At 67.6% G+C, this 16,439-nt stretch carries 19 protein-coding genes; 7 read left to right on the top strand and 12 right to left on the bottom strand.

Features of this window, described 5'->3' with window-relative positions:
- The first annotated feature begins 143 nt into the window (after nt 1-143).
- Together V9L20_RS03525 and V9L20_RS03530 are read left to right on the top strand one after the other, a co-directional pair.
- Nucleotides 144-668: a GNAT family N-acetyltransferase gene (locus V9L20_RS03525; RefSeq protein WP_337295509.1), complete on the top strand. Its 525-nt coding sequence runs from the start codon at nt 144-146 to the stop codon at nt 666-668.
- Nucleotides 665-1,111, top strand: coding sequence for a TM2 domain-containing protein (locus V9L20_RS03530; protein ID WP_258504847.1), 447 nt, complete (start codon nt 665-667; stop codon nt 1,109-1,111). Before V9L20_RS03525 ends, V9L20_RS03530 begins: the two co-directional genes overlap by 4 nt.
- Nucleotides 1,112-1,136: 25 nt before the next feature.
- Here the strand turns inward: V9L20_RS03530 and V9L20_RS03535 are convergent, their stop codons facing one another.
- The 6 genes from V9L20_RS03535 to hda form a co-directional block, all read right to left on the bottom strand.
- Complete coding sequence (locus V9L20_RS03535) at nt 1,137-2,147, bottom strand: inorganic phosphate transporter (RefSeq protein ID WP_258504846.1); 1,011 nt, start codon at nt 2,145-2,147, stop codon at nt 1,137-1,139.
- Between the two features lie 13 nt (nt 2,148-2,160).
- Nucleotides 2,161-2,805, bottom strand: coding sequence for a DUF47 domain-containing protein (locus V9L20_RS03540; protein WP_012746613.1), 645 nt, complete (start codon nt 2,803-2,805; stop codon nt 2,161-2,163).
- Nucleotides 2,806-2,929: 124 nt separating this feature from the next.
- On the bottom strand, nt 2,930-3,538 hold the full coding sequence (locus V9L20_RS03545; RefSeq protein WP_337295510.1) for a trimeric intracellular cation channel family protein: 609 nt from the start codon (nt 3,536-3,538) through the stop codon (nt 2,930-2,932).
- 11 nt (nt 3,539-3,549) lie between these two features.
- Nucleotides 3,550-4,209, bottom strand: a complete 660-nt coding sequence (gene folK / locus V9L20_RS03550) for a 2-amino-4-hydroxy-6-hydroxymethyldihydropteridine diphosphokinase (RefSeq protein ID WP_274708794.1) — start codon at nt 4,207-4,209, stop codon at nt 3,550-3,552.
- Nucleotides 4,206-5,843: a polynucleotide adenylyltransferase PcnB gene (pcnB, locus tag V9L20_RS03555; RefSeq protein WP_337295511.1), complete on the bottom strand. Its 1,638-nt coding sequence runs from the start codon at nt 5,841-5,843 to the stop codon at nt 4,206-4,208. Before pcnB ends, folK begins: the two co-directional genes overlap by 4 nt.
- Nucleotides 5,844-5,861: 18 nt before the next feature.
- Nucleotides 5,862-6,548 carry a DnaA regulatory inactivator Hda gene (hda, locus tag V9L20_RS03560; RefSeq protein WP_337295512.1) on the bottom strand — a complete coding sequence of 229 codons (687 nt, stop codon included), beginning with the start codon at nt 6,546-6,548 and terminating at the stop codon, nt 5,862-5,864.
- 132 nt (nt 6,549-6,680) lie between these two features.
- Here hda and purM point away from each other — a divergent pair, with 132 nt between their 5' ends.
- The 5 genes from purM to V9L20_RS03585 all read left to right on the top strand — a co-directional run bounded on the left by purM (nt 6,681) and on the right by V9L20_RS03585 (nt 11,108).
- Complete coding sequence (purM, locus tag V9L20_RS03565; protein WP_258504841.1) at nt 6,681-7,721, top strand: phosphoribosylformylglycinamidine cyclo-ligase; 1,041 nt, start codon at nt 6,681-6,683, stop codon at nt 7,719-7,721.
- A 43-nt stretch (nt 7,722-7,764) separates the two neighbouring features.
- A complete protein-coding gene (locus V9L20_RS03570) occupies nt 7,765-8,829 on the top strand; it encodes an AI-2E family transporter (RefSeq protein ID WP_337295513.1) in 1,065 nt (354 codons plus the stop codon).
- A gap of 109 nt (nt 8,830-8,938) precedes the next feature.
- Nucleotides 8,939-9,523, top strand: coding sequence for a cysteine hydrolase family protein (locus tag V9L20_RS03575; RefSeq protein ID WP_337295514.1), 585 nt, complete (start codon nt 8,939-8,941; stop codon nt 9,521-9,523).
- Nucleotides 9,520-10,143, top strand: a complete 624-nt coding sequence (locus V9L20_RS03580) for a DJ-1/PfpI family protein (protein WP_337295515.1) — start codon at nt 9,520-9,522, stop codon at nt 10,141-10,143. Before V9L20_RS03575 ends, V9L20_RS03580 begins: the two co-directional genes overlap by 4 nt.
- Entirely contained in the window at nt 10,113-11,108 is a 996-nt protein-coding gene (locus tag V9L20_RS03585) for a GlxA family transcriptional regulator (RefSeq protein ID WP_337295516.1), read from the top strand. Before V9L20_RS03580 ends, V9L20_RS03585 begins: the two co-directional genes overlap by 31 nt.
- Before the next feature lie 20 nt (nt 11,109-11,128).
- Here V9L20_RS03585 and V9L20_RS03590 read toward each other — a convergent pair whose 3' ends face one another.
- From V9L20_RS03590 to murJ, 6 genes are all read right to left on the bottom strand, one after another.
- Complete coding sequence (locus V9L20_RS03590; protein WP_337295517.1) at nt 11,129-12,427, bottom strand: RNA polymerase sigma factor; 1,299 nt, start codon at nt 12,425-12,427, stop codon at nt 11,129-11,131.
- A 2-nt stretch (nt 12,428-12,429) separates the two neighbouring features.
- A complete protein-coding gene (locus V9L20_RS03595) occupies nt 12,430-12,849 on the bottom strand; it encodes a YciI family protein (RefSeq protein ID WP_258504832.1) in 420 nt (139 codons plus the stop codon).
- Between the two features lie 26 nt (nt 12,850-12,875).
- Nucleotides 12,876-13,304: a YciI family protein gene (locus tag V9L20_RS03600; protein ID WP_337295518.1), complete on the bottom strand. Its 429-nt coding sequence runs from the start codon at nt 13,302-13,304 to the stop codon at nt 12,876-12,878.
- A gap of 132 nt (nt 13,305-13,436) precedes the next feature.
- A complete protein-coding gene (locus tag V9L20_RS03605) occupies nt 13,437-13,865 on the bottom strand; it encodes a bleomycin resistance protein (protein ID WP_337295519.1) in 429 nt (142 codons plus the stop codon).
- The gene (locus tag V9L20_RS03610; protein WP_157612858.1) at nt 13,865-14,716 is read right to left on the bottom strand and encodes a SirB1 family protein; all 852 of its coding nucleotides are present in this window, start codon (nt 14,714-14,716) and stop codon (nt 13,865-13,867) included. Before V9L20_RS03610 ends, V9L20_RS03605 begins: the two co-directional genes overlap by 1 nt.
- Before the next feature lie 130 nt (nt 14,717-14,846).
- A complete protein-coding gene (gene murJ / locus V9L20_RS03615) occupies nt 14,847-16,400 on the bottom strand; it encodes a murein biosynthesis integral membrane protein MurJ (RefSeq protein ID WP_337295520.1) in 1,554 nt (517 codons plus the stop codon).
- Nucleotides 16,401-16,439 lie beyond the last annotated feature (39 nt).

Genomic DNA, 16,439 nt, shown 5'->3' on the forward strand with positions numbered 1-16,439 from the left:
AAGAAGCCCGCTCACAGTGTTCTTTCAACGTCGAGACACGCGACATGGCCACCCGGCCAGCGACACGCTGAAAAGCCTGCGATTATAGCCCGACCTGCGTTTTCTCCGAATTCCGGCCGTTGCGCCGTTTGCTTGCGACCTGCATGACCCTCACCATCCGCCCCAGCCGCGACGAAGACATCACGGCCATCACGGCCATCTATGCCCACCACGTGCTGAACGGCACCGGCACCTTCGAAACCGAAGCCCCCTCTGCCGCCGACATGGCTGCACGGCGTGCCGATGTGCTCGGCAAGAACCTGCCGTATCTCGTTGCCGAAGAAAACGGCGAAGTGTTGGGTTTTGCCTACTGCAACTGGTTCAAACCGCGCCCGGCCTACCGGTTTTCGGCGGAAGACTCGATCTACATGTCCGAAGCCGCGCGCGGCAAGGGCCTTGGCTCGCAGCTCCTGGCGGCCCTTTCACAGGCCGCCGAAGCGGTCGGCGTCCGCAAGCTGATCGCAGTCATCGGCGATTCGGCCAACGCAGGCTCCGTCGGCGTGCACCGCCGCAATGGTTTCACGCACGTGGGCGTGCTCAAGGACTGCGGCTGGAAGTTCGGCGAGTGGCGCGACGTGGTCCTGATGGAAAAAGTGCTCGGCGAAGGCAGCACCACCAAACCCGAATGAAAAACAAAACCGTTGCCGCCTGGCTCTCTTTCCTCGGCGGCCCGTTGGGCCTGCACCGCTTCTACCTGCGCGGCATGGGCGACTGGCTCGGCTGGCTGCTGCCCATTCCCACGGCGCTGGGCCTCTACGGCATGGAGCGCGTGCGCATGTACGGCGTGGACGACGGCTGGAGCTGGGTGCTGATTCCGTTGCTGGGCTTCACCATTGCGGGCTGCGCGTTGATGGCCATCATCTATGGCCTTATGACGCCCGAGAAGTGGAACGCCCGCTTCAACGCCGGCGCGCCGCCGGATGCCGAGCCGGGCCGCACGAGCTGGGCCACCATCGGCGCGGTGGTGCTTGCGCTCTTCTTCGGCAGCACCGTGCTCATGGCCAGCATCGTGTTCAGCTTTCAGCGCTACTTCGAACACCAGGTCGAAGAGGGCCGGAAAATTTCGCAGTAGCTGGCGCGCGCCAGCTCTGCCGGCCTCAGAAAATCTGCAGGCTGAGCCAGTAAGCGATTGCGGCCACGAAAGCCGACGCCGGAATCGTGAAGATCCAGGCCCAGACGATGTTGCCCGCCACGCCCCAACGCACGGCGCTCGCGCGCTGCGCGGAACCCACGCCGACGATCGCGCCGGTGATGGTGTGCGTGGTCGACACCGGAATGCCCAGCGCGGTGGCCAGGAACAGCGTGAGCGCACCGCCGGTTTCGGCGCAGAAGCCGCCCACGGGCTTGAGCTTGGTGATCTTCTGGCCCATGGTCTTCACGATGCGCCAGCCGCCGAACATGGTGCCCAGGGCAATGGCGGCGTAGCAGCTCACGATGACCCAGTTGGGCGGCGCCGCATCGCCGGCCGTGGCATAGCCGGTGGCAATCAGCAGCATCCAGATGATGCCGATGGTCTTCTGCGCATCGTTGCCGCCGTGGCCCAGGCTGTAGGCCCCGGCCGAAACCAGCTGCAGCCGCCGGAACCACCGGTCGACCCGCGACGGGGTGGCGCGCCGGAAACCCCAGGCCACCACCACCATCATCATCGAGCCCAGCACGAATCCGAGGAACGGAGAAACGAAGATGAAGGCCACGGTCTTCCAGATGCCGGTGGCCACCAGGCCGCTGGCACCCGTCTTCGCGATCACGGCGCCCACGATGCCGCCGATCAGCGCGTGCGACGAGCTGCTCGGAATGCCGTAGTACCAGGTCACCAGGTTCCAGCTGATGGCGCCGATGAGCGCGCCGAAGACCACGTGCACATCCACCACCCCAGGCTGGGCAATGCCCTTGCCCACCGTGGCCGCCACGCTCAGGTGAAAGATGAAGATCGCGATCAGGTTGAAGAAGGCCGCGAACAGCACCGCGTGCCCAGGTTTGAGCACGCCGGTCGACACCACGGTGGCGATGGAGTTCGCCGCGTCGTGGAAGCCGTTCATGAAGTCGAAGGCGATCGCGAGCGCGACCAGCAATATCACCACCCAGAGGGCGACCTGAACCGTTGCCATCGATCGCTACCGCTCAGGAGTTCTCGAGGACGATGCCCTCGATCACGTTGGCCACGTCTTCGCATTTGTCGGTGATCGTCTCGAGCAACTCGTAGATTGCCTTGAGCTTGATCACCTCGCGAACGTCGGGCTCCTCGCGGAACAGCTTGCTCATGGCGCTTCGCATCACGCGGTCGGCGTCGGATTCGAGGCGGTCGATTTCCTCGCAGGTCTTCAGCGTGGCCTCGGCCACAGCCGGATCGGCGATCTTGCCGAGAAACTTGACGGCGTCCTTCAGGCGGTCGCAGCACTTCACGCTCAGGGCCGTGAGGCGCACGATCTCGTCGGTCATGTGCCGCACGTCGTACAGCGCCATGGTCTCGGCCGAATCCTGGATCAGGTCGGCCACGTCGTCCATCGTATTGATGAGCTTGTGGATCTGCTCGCGGTCGATGGGCGTGATGAAAGTCTTATGGATGAGCCGGTTGACGTCGTGCGTCACGCGGTCGGCCGCGCGCTCGGCATTGTCGACGTCGCGGTTGTACTGCTCGCGCAGGTGCACGTCGCTGTAGTTGGCCACGAGTTGCTCGAACGCCCGCGCCGCTTCGACGATGCGCTCGGCGTGCTGGTTGAACATCTCGAAAAAATTCCCCTCGCGGGGCAGCAGCTTGCCGAACATTGGAACTCCTGGGGCGCGTCAATCACAATTTCATGACGCCTTCATGAAAAACCGACGAAGTTTAACGGGCGCGCCGGTCCGACCCCGTCCGAACTGGTTTTCAGGCCGCAGGGCGACCGCGATTTCAGCCCGGCAAACGCAGTACTGGCAGGTGCCACCCGCCGTAGATGCCGCCCAGCCGGAGCACCACGATCAGCAGCAGGCCGGCATGAAACGCCCAGCGGCGCGGCGTGCCGGCGGCCTGCAGGAGCAGATAGGCCGCAATTCCCGCGATGGCGGCCGAGCCGTAGATGCCGCTGCTCAGCAACAGCGGGATGCGGGCCGTGAGTACGTCGCGCAGCAGGCCTCCGGCGGCGCCGCTCATGGTGCCGACCAGTATCACGATGACCGCCGGAAGGCGCCGCTCTTCGGCGATCTGCGCGCCCGTGATGGCGAACAGGCCGAGGCCCAGCGCGTCGGCCACGGCCAGTGCGTGCTCGGGCAGCGGCATCAGGTGCACCCAGGCGATCGTGAGCGCCGCTGCCGCCAGGATCACGTAGACGTAGCGGGTGTCGCGGATCCAGAACACCGGATGGCGGTCGAGCAGCAGGTCGCGCAGCGTGCCGCCGCCCACCGCCGTAACCGAGGCGATCACCACCACGCCCAGCCAGTCGAGGCCCGCATGGCCAGCCCCCAGTGCTCCACTGACCGCGAAGACCGCCACACCGGCGAGATCGAGGACGTAAAGCAGCACGGCCGCCTTTTTCAGACGATGCGCTTGACCACCTGGCCTGTGACGCGTGCCAGCGCAGCGCGCGGCACCTTGTCGGGCGCGATTTCAGCGAGCGGCTTCAGCACGAAGGCGCGCTCGCGCATGCGGGGGTGCGGCAGGGTCAGCGTCGGCGTGTCGATCACCGAATTGCCGTGCATCAGCAGGTCGAGATCGAGCGTGCGCGGCGCATTGGGGAATGGCCTTTCGCGGCCGGCCTGCGTCTCGAGGCGCTGCAACGCAACGAGGAACTGCTCGGCGTCCAGGCCAGTGCGCACGGCCACCACGGCGTTGATGAAATCGGGGCCCTCGGCGTCCACCGGCTCACTGCGATAGAGCGATGAACGGGCCGTCACCTGGGTCCGCTGCAATGCGCCGATCGCAGTCATGGCGGCCTTCACGGCCGCCTCGGCATCGCCCAGGTTGGCGCCGATGGCGACGAAGGCCTGCACGGTGGGGTAGTCCTCGCGCGGGCCGCGCGGGCGACTCGTGGGGGCGCGGGCAGGCGCACGGCGCGCAGGAGGGGTGCCGGGCGGGCCCTTCCTGGCGCCGGCCGGCGGGGGCCTGGCACCGCCCGCGCGCGGTGGAGCGGCCTTGGCCTTGTCACTGGTCTTGGAACTCTTCTTGCCGTCCTTCGGCAGGTCGGACGTGCTCATGCGCCTTCGGCGCTCCCGCCGCCCTCGCCGCCACTACTGCCGCCACCGCCGGTGCGCGGCTTGCGGCGTCGGCGGCGCTTGCGCGGCGCGGCCGCTTCGCCATCGGGCGGCACGGCGCCGGCCCCGACTTCCGCTTCTTCCTCGTCGTCGCCCTGCCGCGGCTCGGCGTCGGCCTGGCGGTGGCGGGCAGCCGGTTCACTGCGGGGTTTCGGCGCCACGGGGTCGCGCGTGCGCACGCGCTGGCGGGTCTTTTGTTCGTCGCGCACCTGCTCCAGCAGGTCTTGCCGGCGCACGTCGTCGGCTGTGCTGAACTCTTGCCACCATTCGGCAATGGCCTCGCTGACCTCGCCAACATCCGCGCGCAGCCGCATGAAGTCGAAGGCGGCACGGAACCTCGCCTGCTCGACCAGGCTGTAGGGCGTGGAGCCGGTGCGCTTGTCGAAGCGCGGCTGCATCATCCAGATCTCGCGCATGTCGCCGGCGAGCTTGCCGCGGCCCGACACATCTCCGATGCGGGCGTTGAACACGTCGTCGATGGCGTCTTGCAGGGCCGGGAAAGGCGGCTGCGGGCGCTGGCCGTGCCGGCCTTCGATGCGCTGGGCCCAGCCGTCGCGCACATCGGCCCACAGCACGCAGGCCAGCAGGAAGCTGGGCGCCACGGGTTTGCCTTCGCCCACGCGGCGGTCGGTGTCCTGCAGGGCGGCCTTCACGAAAGGTGAATCGGCACGCTCCACCACCACATCGAGTAGCGGATAGATGCCCGTGACAAGGCCCAGCTTGCGCAGCTGCTCGACCGTGGCAATGGCATGGCCGGTTTGCAGCAGCTTGAGCATTTCGTCGAACAGGCGGCTTTGCGGCACGTCGGCCAGCAGCTTGCTCGACTCGACCAGCGGGGCCGCCGTCTTGGCTTCCATCTTGAAGCCCAGTGCCGCGAGCTTGGCCGAGAAGCGAATGGCGCGAATGATGCGCACCGGGTCTTCGCGGTAGCGTGTGGCCGGGTCGCCGATCATGCGGAGCGTGAGCTTTTGCGCGTCCTTGATGCCGTTGTGATAGTCGACCACGATCTGGTTGGCCGGGTCGTAGTACATGGCGTTCACGGTGAAGTCGCGGCGGGCCGCGTCTTCTTCCTGCGGCCCCCACACGTTGTCGCGCAGCACGCGGCCGCTGGCGTCCACCGCATGCTTCATGCTTGCGAGCTCGCCCTTGCTGGTGCGCTCGTTGCCGGCCACCTGCTCGGCGGCGGCGTTGTCCATGTAGGCGCGAAAGGTCGAGACCTCGATCACCTCGTGCTCGCGGCCCCGGCCGTACACCACGTGCACGATGCGAAAGCGCCGCCCGATGATGAACGCGCGCCTGAAGAGTGACTTGACCTGCTCCGGCGTGGCGTTGGTGGCCACGTCGAAGTCCTTCGGGCGCAGGCCCAGCAGCAGGTCGCGCACCGCGCCGCCCACCACATAGGCCTCATAGCCCGCCTGCTGGAGCGTGGTGACCACGTTTTTCGCGCGTTCGTCGACCAGGGCCGGATCGATCTTGTGAACCTCCGCAGGCACCTCCTGGCGCTTGCCGAAGCGGCTCTTGCCCTGCGCGCCACCGGCCGATTTGCCGAGCAGCTTGTCGATGAATTTCTTGATCATTGTTGGTTGAAGCTCTTCTTATTCGTTTTCGAGCATGGATCGGATCAGCGGGATCGTGATCGCGCGCTGTGTCTGCAGGGCATAGCCGTCGAGCTGCGTGAGCAGCTCCATCAGGCTGCCCAGGTCGCGGCTGAAGCGGTGCAGCACGTAGTCGAGCACGTCGTCCGACAGCATGACGCCCCGCGCATCGGCCGCCTGGCGCAGCACCGCGCGGCGTTCGCTTTCGCTCAGCACCTGCAGGTGGAACACGTGGCCCCAGCCCAGCCGGGTGCGAAGGTCTTCGCGCAGCGACAGGTCGGCCGGCGGCAGGGCGCCGGCGGCCACCACCCCGCGCTGCAGGGTTTGCGCGTTGACGAACCAGTTGAAGGCCGCGTGCTGCTGCACGGCGGTGTAGAGGTGCACGTCGTCGAGCAGCACGGCGCCCCAGCGCTCGTCGAACTCGGGCGGCTCCAAGAGGCCGGCGTGCAGCCAGCCCACGCTCGCGCCCTGCTCGCGCAGTGCGACACGCACCGATTCGAGCAGATGGGTCTTGCCGCTGCCGCCTTCGCCCCACAGATAGGTAGGCACAGGAGAGTGCGGCACCGAATTGCCGGCGCCGCCCACCCACAGTTGCAGGTGCCGCAGCGCCGCCTCGTTCGGGCCGGCAAAAAAAGCGTCGAAGCTGGGGCCCGTCGCAATGCCGATATCGAGCGCGAGCTGTTTCATCCCGGGAAGGTTCATGGAGGGGGCCGCTGGGGCCCTTAAAATCGTGAGGAATTCTATCGGCCCGGCCGCTTCGGTTGCCGGCGCCTCCACCTCTTCGCCTCCTTCCCGTCCCTTTCTCGACATCGTCCGACCATGACTTCCCCTACGCCCACCCCGCTCAGCTACAAGGATGCCGGTGTCGATATCGATGCCGGCGACGCCCTGGTCGACCGCATCAAGCCCCTGGCCAAGAAGACCCTGCGCGAAGGCGTGCTGGCCGGCATCGGCGGCTTCGGCGCGCTGTTCGAGGTGCCCAAGCGCTACAAGGAGCCGGTGCTGGTGAGCGGCACCGACGGCGTGGGCACCAAGCTCAAGCTGGCCTTCGAATGGAACATGCACGACACCGTGGGCATCGACCTGGTGGCCATGAGCGTCAACGACGTGCTGGTGCAGGGCGCCGAACCCCTGTTCTTTCTTGACTACTTTGCCTGCGGCAAGCTCGACGTGGACACGGCCGCGGCCGTGATCGGCGGCATTGCCCGCGGCTGCGAAATCTCCGGCTGCGCGCTGATCGGCGGCGAAACCGCCGAAATGCCCGGCATGTACCCGGCCGGCGAGTACGACCTGGCGGGTTTTGCGGTCGGCGCGGTCGAAAAATCGAAAATTCTCACGGGCCAGAACGTCAAGCCCGGCGACGTGGTGCTGGGCCTGGCCTCGGCCGGCGTGCATTCCAACGGTTTCAGCCTGGTGCGCAAGGTGATCGAACGCGCGGGTGCCGATTTGCCCGCCACGCTCGACGGCAAGCCCTTCCGCCAGGCCGTGATGGAGCCCACCCACCTTTATGTGAAGCCGGTGCTCGAGGCGCTGGCCAAGCACCCGATCAAGGCGCTGGCGCACATCACCGGCGGCGGCCTGCTCGAGAACATTCCGCGCGTGCTGCCCGAAGGCACGGCGGCCCACCTCAAGAAGGGCAGCTGGCCGCAGACCGAGCTCTTCGCCTGGCTGCAGAAGGTGGCCGGCATCGATGACATCGAGATGAACCGCACCTTCAACAACGGCATTGGCATGGTGGTGGTGATCGACGCGGCCGAAGCCGCCGCCTGCGCCGCCACGCTGCGCACGGCCGGCGAAGCGGTGTACGAGATCGGCACCATCGCCGAGCGGGGCACCGGCGCCGCCGTGGTGGTCGGTTGATCCTCTTTCCGAGGCTCGCAACCAGCGCAGCACCCGGTCCCTGATGACCAAACCGCTCGTCGTCAACATCGACACCAAGCCACAGCCCGCCTCGCGCAACGTGGTGCTGGCCAGCTACCTGCTGATGCCGGCCGCCCTGCTGCTGGTGATGTGGCAGCACCTGCTGCCCGGGCTGCTGTGCGTATGCATCGGCTTTCTGGCCACCCGCCGTTTTGCGCGCCTGATCGGCGGCGGCCTCGCACGGGCAAGGCTGCCGCAAGCCCGTGCCGATGTGCTGGCCCGGGTACTGGCGGTCACGCTGGTGCTGCTGGCGCCCATCGCGCTGATATCGGTGGGGCTGTCGCAAGCGCGCGAGTACATCGTCGACGCGCCCGACCAGTACCGCGAACTGCTCGACTACACGGCCCGCACGGTGCTGGAACTGCGGCTCAAGCTGCCACCCGAAATTGCGGTCTACCTGCCGGAGGGCGCGGCCGAGGTGCAGCGCGTGGTGGCCAACTACCTCCGGGCGCAGGCCGGCTCGCTGGCGCTGGCCGGGCGCGCGTGGCTGGGCGGGCTGCTGTTTGCCTATGTGGGCCTCATCGTGGGCGGGCTGGCCGCCATTGCGCCGCCGCCGCTGCAGCGCCGGCCCCTGGCCGCGCAGCTCTACCGCCGCATCACCATCTTCGGCGAGGCGTTCGGACAGATCGTTGCGGCGCAGTTCTGGATTGCGGCATTCAACACCCTGCTGACCGCCATCTTCCTGCTGTTCCTGCTGCCGCTCTGGGGGCCGCACCTGCCCTACACGCCGGCACTCATCACGCTCACCTTCGTGGCCGGCCTGGTGCCGATCGTGGGCAACCTGGTCTGCAATGCGGTGATCACGCTGGTGGCGCTGTCCGTCTCGCCGATCACGGCGCTGGCCTGCCTGGTGTTCCTCATCATCATCCACAAGGCGGAATACGTGATCAACGCCAAGGTGGTCGGCAGCCGCACGCAAATGCGGGTGTGGGAACTGCTGGCGGTGATGTTCGTGGCCGAGGCGGTGTTCGGCCCGGCCGGGCTGGTGGCGGCGCCGCTTTTCTACGCTTACCTCAAGAAAGAGCTGCAGGCCGCCGGCCTGGTCTAGCTCCGATGTCCTGATTTGATCGGTTCTGGTCCGCTTTGGCGCGGACCACGGGCTGGCGGCGCAGAAGAATAGGCGGCATCATTCACTCCGCCCTTCGAGCCCCATACCCATGAAATCGTGTCTGATAGTGATCGACGCGCAGGAATCCTTCCGCCAGCGTGCCTACTGGTCCGAAGAAGTTGCGCGGCCTTATTTCGCCGCCCAGAACGCGCTGATCGAAGGCTGCGCGGCCGCCGGCATTCCGATCGTGCGGGTCTTCCATGTCGATGAGCCTGCCGTCGCAAGCCACCCCTTCGCCGTCGAGTCAGGCCTGGTGCGGCCGATCGAAGGCCTGGCGGCATTCGAAGCCGCAGCCACATTCACCAAGCACCGCCACAGCGCGCTGGTCAACAGCGGGCTCGACATCTGGCTCACGCAGCAGGGCATCGGCCGGCTGATCGTGAGCGGCATCCGCACCGAGCAATGCTGCGAAACCACCACGCGCCATGCTTCCGACCTGGGCTGGGAAGTCGACTACGTGACCGAGGCCACGCTCACTTTCGACATGGTGCAACCCGACGGCCGCCCGCTTGCCGCGGCTGACATCAAGGCCCGTACGGCGGCTGTGCTGGACGGCCGGTTTGCCACCGTGTGTACCGTGGCACAGGCGCTCGAACGCGCCGGCGCCCTCTCCGCCGAGACAGCGGCGGCATGACCCTGCGGGTACTCATCCTTGCCTTCGACGGTGTCGAGGCTCTCGACTTTGCGGGCCCGTTCGAGGTGTTCACCACGGCGAGCCGCGTCAGCCAGCGCCTGAATCCCGACACGGAGGCGCCCTTCGAGGTCGCCTCCGTGGCGCTCGCAAGCGCGGGCCAGCCCGTGCAAGCCCGAGCCGGCCTGCGTCTGCTGGCGGACCACGACCTGGCCGACAGTCCCACGGCGGACCTCCTGATCGTGCCCGGCGGCGTGGTCGATGCGCCGATGGCAAGCCCCGCCACCCTGCGCTGGATTGCAAAATGCGCGGCCGGCGCGCAGCTTGCCGCCTCGGTATGCACCGGCGCGTTCCTGCTCGCAAAAAGCGGCGTGCTCACACAAGAGGCCGTCACCACCCACTGGGAAGACATTGCAGACCTGCGCGAACAGTTCCCGCTGCTGGACGTGCGCGAAGGCGAACGCTGGATCGACAGCGGCCGCGTCGTCAGCTCCGCGGGTATCAGCGCAGGCATCGACATGAGCCTGTACCTGGTCGGGCGGCTGGCCGGCCGCGCGCTGGCCGAACGCACGGCGCGCCAGATGGACTACGCATGGAACTCCGGCAACCACCCATCCGCGTAGTGTTCGTGCTGCTGCCGGGCAGCCTGGTGCTCGATTGGGCCGGGCCTGCCGAGGCGTTGCGCATCGCCAACCAGCGGCTGCGCGCCGCCGGCCAGCCGGAGCGCTTCGAGATCGAATTCGCCAGCCCGCGGCCTACCTCCGTCGGCTCGGTGGGCGTGGCGCTTGCCAACCTTGCGCCATTGCCGGCGCAATGGCATGGGCCGGCGTGGGTGGTGCTGGTCGGGCTGCCCGGCGACTTCATCGCGATCGACAACGCCGAGACGCAGGACCTGCTGCACTGGCTGCGCGGCCAGCGCTTCGAACGCGGCCGGCTCGAGCTGGTCACCGTGTGCGCGGGCGCCCTGCTGGCGGCGCATGCGGGCGCGCTCTCCGGCCGGCGCGCCACCACGCACCACCATCACCTGGACGAGCTGCGCTCGGTGGAGCCGCGCTGCGACGTGGTCGCCAACCGCGTGTTCGTGATCGACCCGCCCGTCTACAGCAGCGCGGGCGTCACGACCGGCATTGACCTGGTGCTGCACCGCATTGCGGATGTGTGCGGCGAAGCGCTCGCGGCCCAGGTGGCGCAGACCATGGTGGTGGCGCAGCGGCGCGGCCCGCACGACCCGGAGCTTTCGCCTTTTCTGGCTTACCGGAACCATCTGCATGCCGCCCTGCACCGCGTGCAGGACGCCGTCAGCGAACAGCCCCAGGCCGACTGGAACGTGCCTCGCATGGCGGAAGTGGCCCACACCTCGGCGCGGCACCTCACGCGGCTGTTCGTGGAGCACGCAGGCGTGGCGCCCCTGGCCTATCTGCGCCGGCTGCGGCTGGCGGCGGCGCAGCTCGCGCTGGCCTCGGGCGCGAGCGTGACGCGGGCGGCGGAAATCTCGGGCTTCGGCTCGGACACGCAACTGCGGCGCGCGTGGCATCAGTTCGGATTGCCGGGCTCGCCTTCGGCCGCCGCGCCTGCGCCGACCGTCTAACGGCGCGGCGCGGTGCGCAGTCAGGCAGGCGGACGGAGGCAGGCGCGTGCCCGCGCCAGCAGCAGCGTCCGCTCGCGCGTGTTGCGCGTAAGCGAGGCGGCGCGATCGAATTCGTTGCGCGCCTCGTCGCGGCGGCCCAGCTTGAAGAGCAGGTCTCCGCGCACCGCCGGCAGCAAGTGATAGCCCTGCAATGCGGGCTCGCCGAGCAGCGCGTCCACCACCTCCAGCCCCGTTGCGGGCCCGAACGCCATGGACAGCGCCACGGCGCGGTTCAGCTCGACGACAGGCGACGGAGAAAGCTCGGCCAGCGCGTCGTACAACGCCGCAATGCGGGGCCAATCGGTTTCCGCAGCCGTTCGCGCCCGGCCATGGCAAGCGGCGATGGCGGCTTGCAAGGCATAGGGCCCCAAGGCTCCGCCAAGAGCCTCCGCACGCGCAAGTGCCGCCAGGCCGCGGCGAATCAGCATGTGGTCCCAGCGCGCGCGGTTCTGCTCCAGCAGCAGCACCGGCTCACCCGACGGGCCGACACGGGCCGCCGTGCGGGACGCCTGAATCTCCATCAACGCCACCAGGCCGTGCACTTCCGACGCATCGGGCACGAGCTCGGCCACGATCCGGCCGAGCCGCATGGCTTCGTCGCACAGCGCGGGCCGCATCCAGTCGTCACCCGCCGTGGCCGAGTAGCCTTCGTTGAAGATCAGGTAGAGCACTTCGAGCACCGAGGCGAGCCGCGCCTCGAGCTCGTGCCGGCGCGGCACTTCGAAGGGCACGCGCGCTTCGAGAAGACTTCGCTTGGCGCGCACGATGCGCTGCGCCACGGTGGCCTCTGGCACAAGGAACGCCCGGGCAATCTCGTCCGTCGTGAGGCCGCCCATCAGGCGAAGCGTGAGCGCCACGCGCGCCTCGGTCGAAAGCACCGGATGGCAGGCGGTGAACACCAGCCGCAGCAGGTCGTCGCCGATGTCGTCGTCGAGCGCGGCATCGACCGCTTCGGCGAAATCGGCCTGCGCCATTTCGTGCTGTGCGTCGAGTTCGCGGCCGATCTCGCCGGCCTTGTGCTCGGCCATTTGCCGATGGCGCAGCCGGTCGAGTGCGCGGCGCTTGGCCACGGCAGTGAGCCAGGCGGCGGGGTTGTCGGGCACGCCGGTTTCGCTCCATTGCTCCAAGGCCGAGACCAGCGCGTCCTGGGCCAGCTCTTCGGCCAGGCCCACGTCGCGCACCATGCGCGCAACGGTGGCGATGATCTTCGCGGACTCGATGCGCCACACCGCCTCGATGGTGCGGTGAATGGCGGCCTCGTCCCGGGCCGCAGCGCTCATCCCTATGCCTTCTTGACCGCCTGCATCGACGCCATCTCGGCCGTCAGGGCCTGCACGTCTGGCGGGTAATCGGCAATCTCCTGGATCTGGCGGACCTCGATCACTTCGTTTTCGCTGCCGGGGCAGCGGGTGGCCCATTCGATCGCGTCGGCGCGCGAGGGCACGTCGATGATCCAGTAGCCGCCGAGCACTTCCTTGGCTTCGGCGAAGGGGCCGTCCACCACCTTGGGCTTGCGGCCCGGAAAGCTCACGCGCGCGCCCATCGAGGGCGGATGCAGGCCGTCGCAGCTGATCAGGATGCCGGCCTTCTGCATCGACTCGTTGTAGGCCATCATGGCCCCGACGGCTTCGACGTCGTCCGGAATGGTGCCGGGTGCGGCTGTTTCGTAGCCGTGGGGAATCATCAGCAGCATGAATCGCATGGCAGGTCTCCTTGATGCGGTTTTATTCAGTTGCCGGCCTTGCTGCGGGCCTCGGTCTCGGCGCGCAGGCGGTCTTCCTGCGCCAGCAGCTCGGGCGTCATGGAGTCGCCGAAATCGGAGGCCTCGAACACCTGGCGGATCTCGATCTCGCCCTCTTGGAACGGGCTGCGCTTGATCCATTCGATGGCTTCTTCCTTCGACTTGACCTGCAGCAGCCAGAAACCCGCGAGCAGCTCCTTCGTCTCGGCGAAGGGGCCATCGATCACCGTGCGCTTGGAGCCTTCGCAGCGCACGCGCGCACCCTTTGAAGACGGATGCAGCCCTTCGCCCGCCAGCAGCACGCCGGCCTTGACCAGTTCCTCGTTGAACTTGCCCATGGCCGTGAGCACTTCGGTGCTGGGCATCACGCCCGCTTCGGAATCCTTGTTGGCCTTGACCAGAACCATGAATCGCATGTCGTTTCTCCTGAAGGTTGATGAATGAAGCCGGAGGCGTTGAAAACTGCGCGCTCCTGTTCACACGTCGGACGAGGGGAAGCCGGATCGACACGTTCGCGCCGATCCATTTGTAAATTTATGTTTCAGAATTCAGGACAGATAGCCGCAGAAGCGCAGGATATGTCCATCGGGTTCGCGGATCGCGAATTCGCGCAGGCCCCAGGGCTGCGACGTGGGCGGCTCGACCACGGTAACGCCGCGCTTCACGTAGGCGGCGTGCAGGCCGTCGATGTCCTTGCCCACGTGGATCACGATTTCGCCGCGCCAGGGTACGGCGCCGCGCGTGTTGCATTGCCACAGGCGCAGGTAGACCGGATCGCCATAGGTGCGGTCGCCCTTCTTCACGCGTGCGTAGCTGGGCGGCTCGCCGGCGATGAAATCGAGCTCGAAGCCCAGGATGTCGCGGAACCAGCGCGCGGCGCGCGTGACGTCGGACACCGGCAGCACCGGCTGCACGCCGTGAAATTCGTGAAGCGTGCCGAGATCGGAGGCGTCGGCAACGCCGCTCCTGGCGCTCATCAGTTGGCCGCTCGGCGCAAGGCGGCCACCCGCTCCGCAATGACGTCGACGTCCAGCGCGTCTTCTGCGTGCTCCAGGTAGGTTTCCAGGTCGCGCACGGCGGCCGCGGTGTTGCCCTGCTCGGCATGCGCAATGCCGCGGTCGCGGTATTCGCCCCAGGCGGTGGGCAGCAGCGCAATGAGGCGGTCTTGCACGGCGATGGCCCGCTGCCAGTCTTCCTGGGCGCGGTGCACTTCCTTCAGGTTGCGCAGCATGCGCCCGATGATTTCGCGCGAGCTGGCGGGCTGGAGGTAAAGGCCCAGCGGCACGTCGAAATCGCCGACCAGCCCGTTGCTGCGCTTGTAGGGCTCGAGCCGCTCGCCGAGCTCTTCGCGCGAGAGCGATTTGCCGGTGAAGGGGTCGATCACCACCTGCCCCTTCGGCAGCGTGACCTTGAGCATGAAGTGCCCCGGAAAACCGATGCCACGCGCCTGCAGGCCCAGGCCCTGCGCCAGCTCCATCCACAGCACCGCCAGCGAAATGGGAATGCCGCGGCGCGTGCGCAGGACGGCGTTCAGGTAGCTGTTGTCCGGGTCGTAGTAGTCGTTGACGTTGCCGCCGAAGTTCAGGTCGTTGAAGAAGAACTGGTTGAGCGCACGCAGTCGGGCGAGCGGCGCGGCGTCGGCGGGCAGCCGGCGCTTGAGCCGAGCCAGCAACTGGTCGACGTCGCCGAGCACCTGCTGCACGTCGAGGTCGGGGTATTCGTCCTGCGCAAGGCTGGCGGCAGCCTCGAGCAGCGGAAAGTGGTCGTCGCTCTGCACCAGCGACTCGAAATACGCCAGTGCCGTGGGAACCTGAAAGCTGAACGTCATGTGTCTTTGTAGAGGAGCATTCGGGGAGCGTCAAGGCGGTGTTTTCAGCTTGCGCAATACGAAAACGCCGCGGCTGCAGAAGCCGGCGGCGGTTTGATCTGGCCCTGTTGTCAGCCGTTGTACCTGCGGCTTAACGGCGCATGAAACTGCGCAGCCGCACGCCCACGGCGGCAAGCACGGCAAAGTACAGCAGCCCCGCCCCCGCGATCAGCGCCGCCAGCAGCCCGATACGCTGCAGCCGCTGGGCCCGAAGGCCGATCCAGTCGAAATAGTACGAGCCCCAGGCCAGCAGGGCCGCCAGCACCAGCGTGCCCGCCGCCACCTGCAGAATGAACTTGCCCCAGCCCGGCTCGGGCTTGTAGCTGCCGCGGCGAACCAGCCCCACCAGCAGCCAGATCGCGTTGACCACCGCGCCGATGCCGATGGTGAGCGTGAGCGCGGCATGCTGCAGCACCGGCACCAGAAAGACGTTGAGCAACTGGGTCAGCACCAGCACCGAGACAGCGATGATCACCGGCGTGCGCATGTCGTATTTGGCGTAGTAGCCCGGCGCAAGCACCTTGATGGCGACGATGCCGACCAGCCCGACGCCGTAGCCCATCAAGGCGAGCGTGGTGCGCCTCACGTCTTCGGCGCCATACGCGCCGTTGTGAAAAAGCACCGCAACCAGCGGCTGCGAGAACAGCAGTAGCGCAATGGCGCACGGCGCCGAGAGCAGCACCACCAGCCGCAGGCCCCAGTCGAGCAGCGCCGAATAGCGCTCGTCGTCCTTGGCGGCGCGCGCGCCGGCCAACTGCGGCATCAGCACCACGCCAAGCGCCACGCCCAGCATGGCGGTCGGAAACTCCATCAGGCGGTCCGCATTGACCACCCAGGTGACACTGCCCGTGGCAAGGTGCGATGCAATCTGCGTATTGATGAGCAGCGAAATCTGCGCCACGCTCACGCCCAGCAAGGCGGGCAGCATGAGCTTGAGCACCTTGCGCGTGGTCGGGTCGGTCCAGGCGGCGCGGAGCGCTCCGAAGGTTGCGCCGATACGCGGCATGAGGCCCAGCGCGCGCAGCGCGGGCACCTGCAGCGCCAGTTGCAGCACACCGCCGACCAGCACGCCCGCGCACTGCGCGTAGATCGGCTCGATGCCGTAGCGCCTGAACAGCGGCGCGCCGGCCACGATGGCAAGAATCAGCGAAATGTTGAGCAGCACCGGCGAGGCGGCCGGCACCGCGAACTTGCGCCAGGTGTTCAGGACACCGCCCGCCAGCGCCACGAGCGACATGAAGCCGATGTACGGAAACATCCACCGCGTCATGACCACGGCCGCGTCGAAGCCCTCCAGCCCGCTGGCCATGGCCCACACCAGCCACGGCGCGCCAACCACGCCGGCCACGCACACGATCACCAGCGCCCAGGTGAGCAGCGTGGCCACGTGGTCGATCAGCGCCTTGGCGCCCTCTTCCCCGGCCTCGGTCTTGTGCCCGGCCAGCACCGGCACAAAGGCCTGGCTGAAGGCGCCTTCGCCGAAAACCCGCCGGAACAGGTTGGGAATGCGAAAAGCGACGTTGAAGGCGTCGGTGAGCGCGCTGACGCCGAACACCGAGGCGAAAAGCACGTCGCGCACGAGGCCCGTGATCCGCGATGCGAGCGTCAGAAGGGAAACGGTGGAGGCGGATTTGAGCAGTGACACGGGGCGAGTGTAGGGCCCGGCAAGCCCCCGATTCGGTGA

It is taken from the genome of Variovorax sp. CCNWLW225 (assembly GCF_037204045.1).
Classification (GTDB): Bacteria; Pseudomonadota; Gammaproteobacteria; order Burkholderiales; family Burkholderiaceae_C; genus Variovorax.

What these genes read in the sequence shown, in the direction of transcription:
- V9L20_RS03535 (WP_258504846.1), bottom strand. Translation starts at nt 2,147, where the DNA reads ATGGCAACGGTTCAGGTCGCCCTCTGGGTGGTGATATTGCTGGTCGCG.
- V9L20_RS03605 (WP_337295519.1), bottom strand. Translation starts at nt 13,865, where the DNA reads ATGAGCGCCAGGAGCGGCGTTGCCGACGCCTCCGATCTCGGCACGCTT.
- V9L20_RS03600 (WP_337295518.1), bottom strand. Translation starts at nt 13,304, where the DNA reads ATGCGATTCATGGTTCTGGTCAAGGCCAACAAGGATTCCGAAGCGGGC.
- V9L20_RS03590 (WP_337295517.1), bottom strand. Translation starts at nt 12,427, where the DNA reads ATGAGCGCTGCGGCCCGGGACGAGGCCGCCATTCACCGCACCATCGAG.
- V9L20_RS03585 (WP_337295516.1), top strand. Translation starts at nt 10,113, where the DNA reads ATGGAACTCCGGCAACCACCCATCCGCGTAGTGTTCGTGCTGCTGCCG.
- folK (WP_274708794.1), bottom strand. Translation starts at nt 4,209, where the DNA reads ATGAGCACGTCCGACCTGCCGAAGGACGGCAAGAAGAGTTCCAAGACC.
- hda (WP_337295512.1), bottom strand. Translation starts at nt 6,548, where the DNA reads ATGAAACAGCTCGCGCTCGATATCGGCATTGCGACGGGCCCCAGCTTC.
- V9L20_RS03595 (WP_258504832.1), bottom strand. Translation starts at nt 12,849, where the DNA reads ATGCGATTCATGCTGCTGATGATTCCCCACGGCTACGAAACAGCCGCA.
- V9L20_RS03525 (WP_337295509.1), top strand. Translation starts at nt 144, where the DNA reads ATGACCCTCACCATCCGCCCCAGCCGCGACGAAGACATCACGGCCATC.
- V9L20_RS03575 (WP_337295514.1), top strand. Translation starts at nt 8,939, where the DNA reads ATGAAATCGTGTCTGATAGTGATCGACGCGCAGGAATCCTTCCGCCAG.
- purM (WP_258504841.1), top strand. Translation starts at nt 6,681, where the DNA reads ATGACTTCCCCTACGCCCACCCCGCTCAGCTACAAGGATGCCGGTGTC.
- V9L20_RS03580 (WP_337295515.1), top strand. Translation starts at nt 9,520, where the DNA reads ATGACCCTGCGGGTACTCATCCTTGCCTTCGACGGTGTCGAGGCTCTC.
- pcnB (WP_337295511.1), bottom strand. Translation starts at nt 5,843, where the DNA reads ATGATCAAGAAATTCATCGACAAGCTGCTCGGCAAATCGGCCGGTGGC.
- V9L20_RS03570 (WP_337295513.1), top strand. Translation starts at nt 7,765, where the DNA reads ATGACCAAACCGCTCGTCGTCAACATCGACACCAAGCCACAGCCCGCC.
- V9L20_RS03610 (WP_157612858.1), bottom strand. Translation starts at nt 14,716, where the DNA reads ATGACGTTCAGCTTTCAGGTTCCCACGGCACTGGCGTATTTCGAGTCG.
- V9L20_RS03530 (WP_258504847.1), top strand. Translation starts at nt 665, where the DNA reads ATGAAAAACAAAACCGTTGCCGCCTGGCTCTCTTTCCTCGGCGGCCCG.
- V9L20_RS03540 (WP_012746613.1), bottom strand. Translation starts at nt 2,805, where the DNA reads ATGTTCGGCAAGCTGCTGCCCCGCGAGGGGAATTTTTTCGAGATGTTC.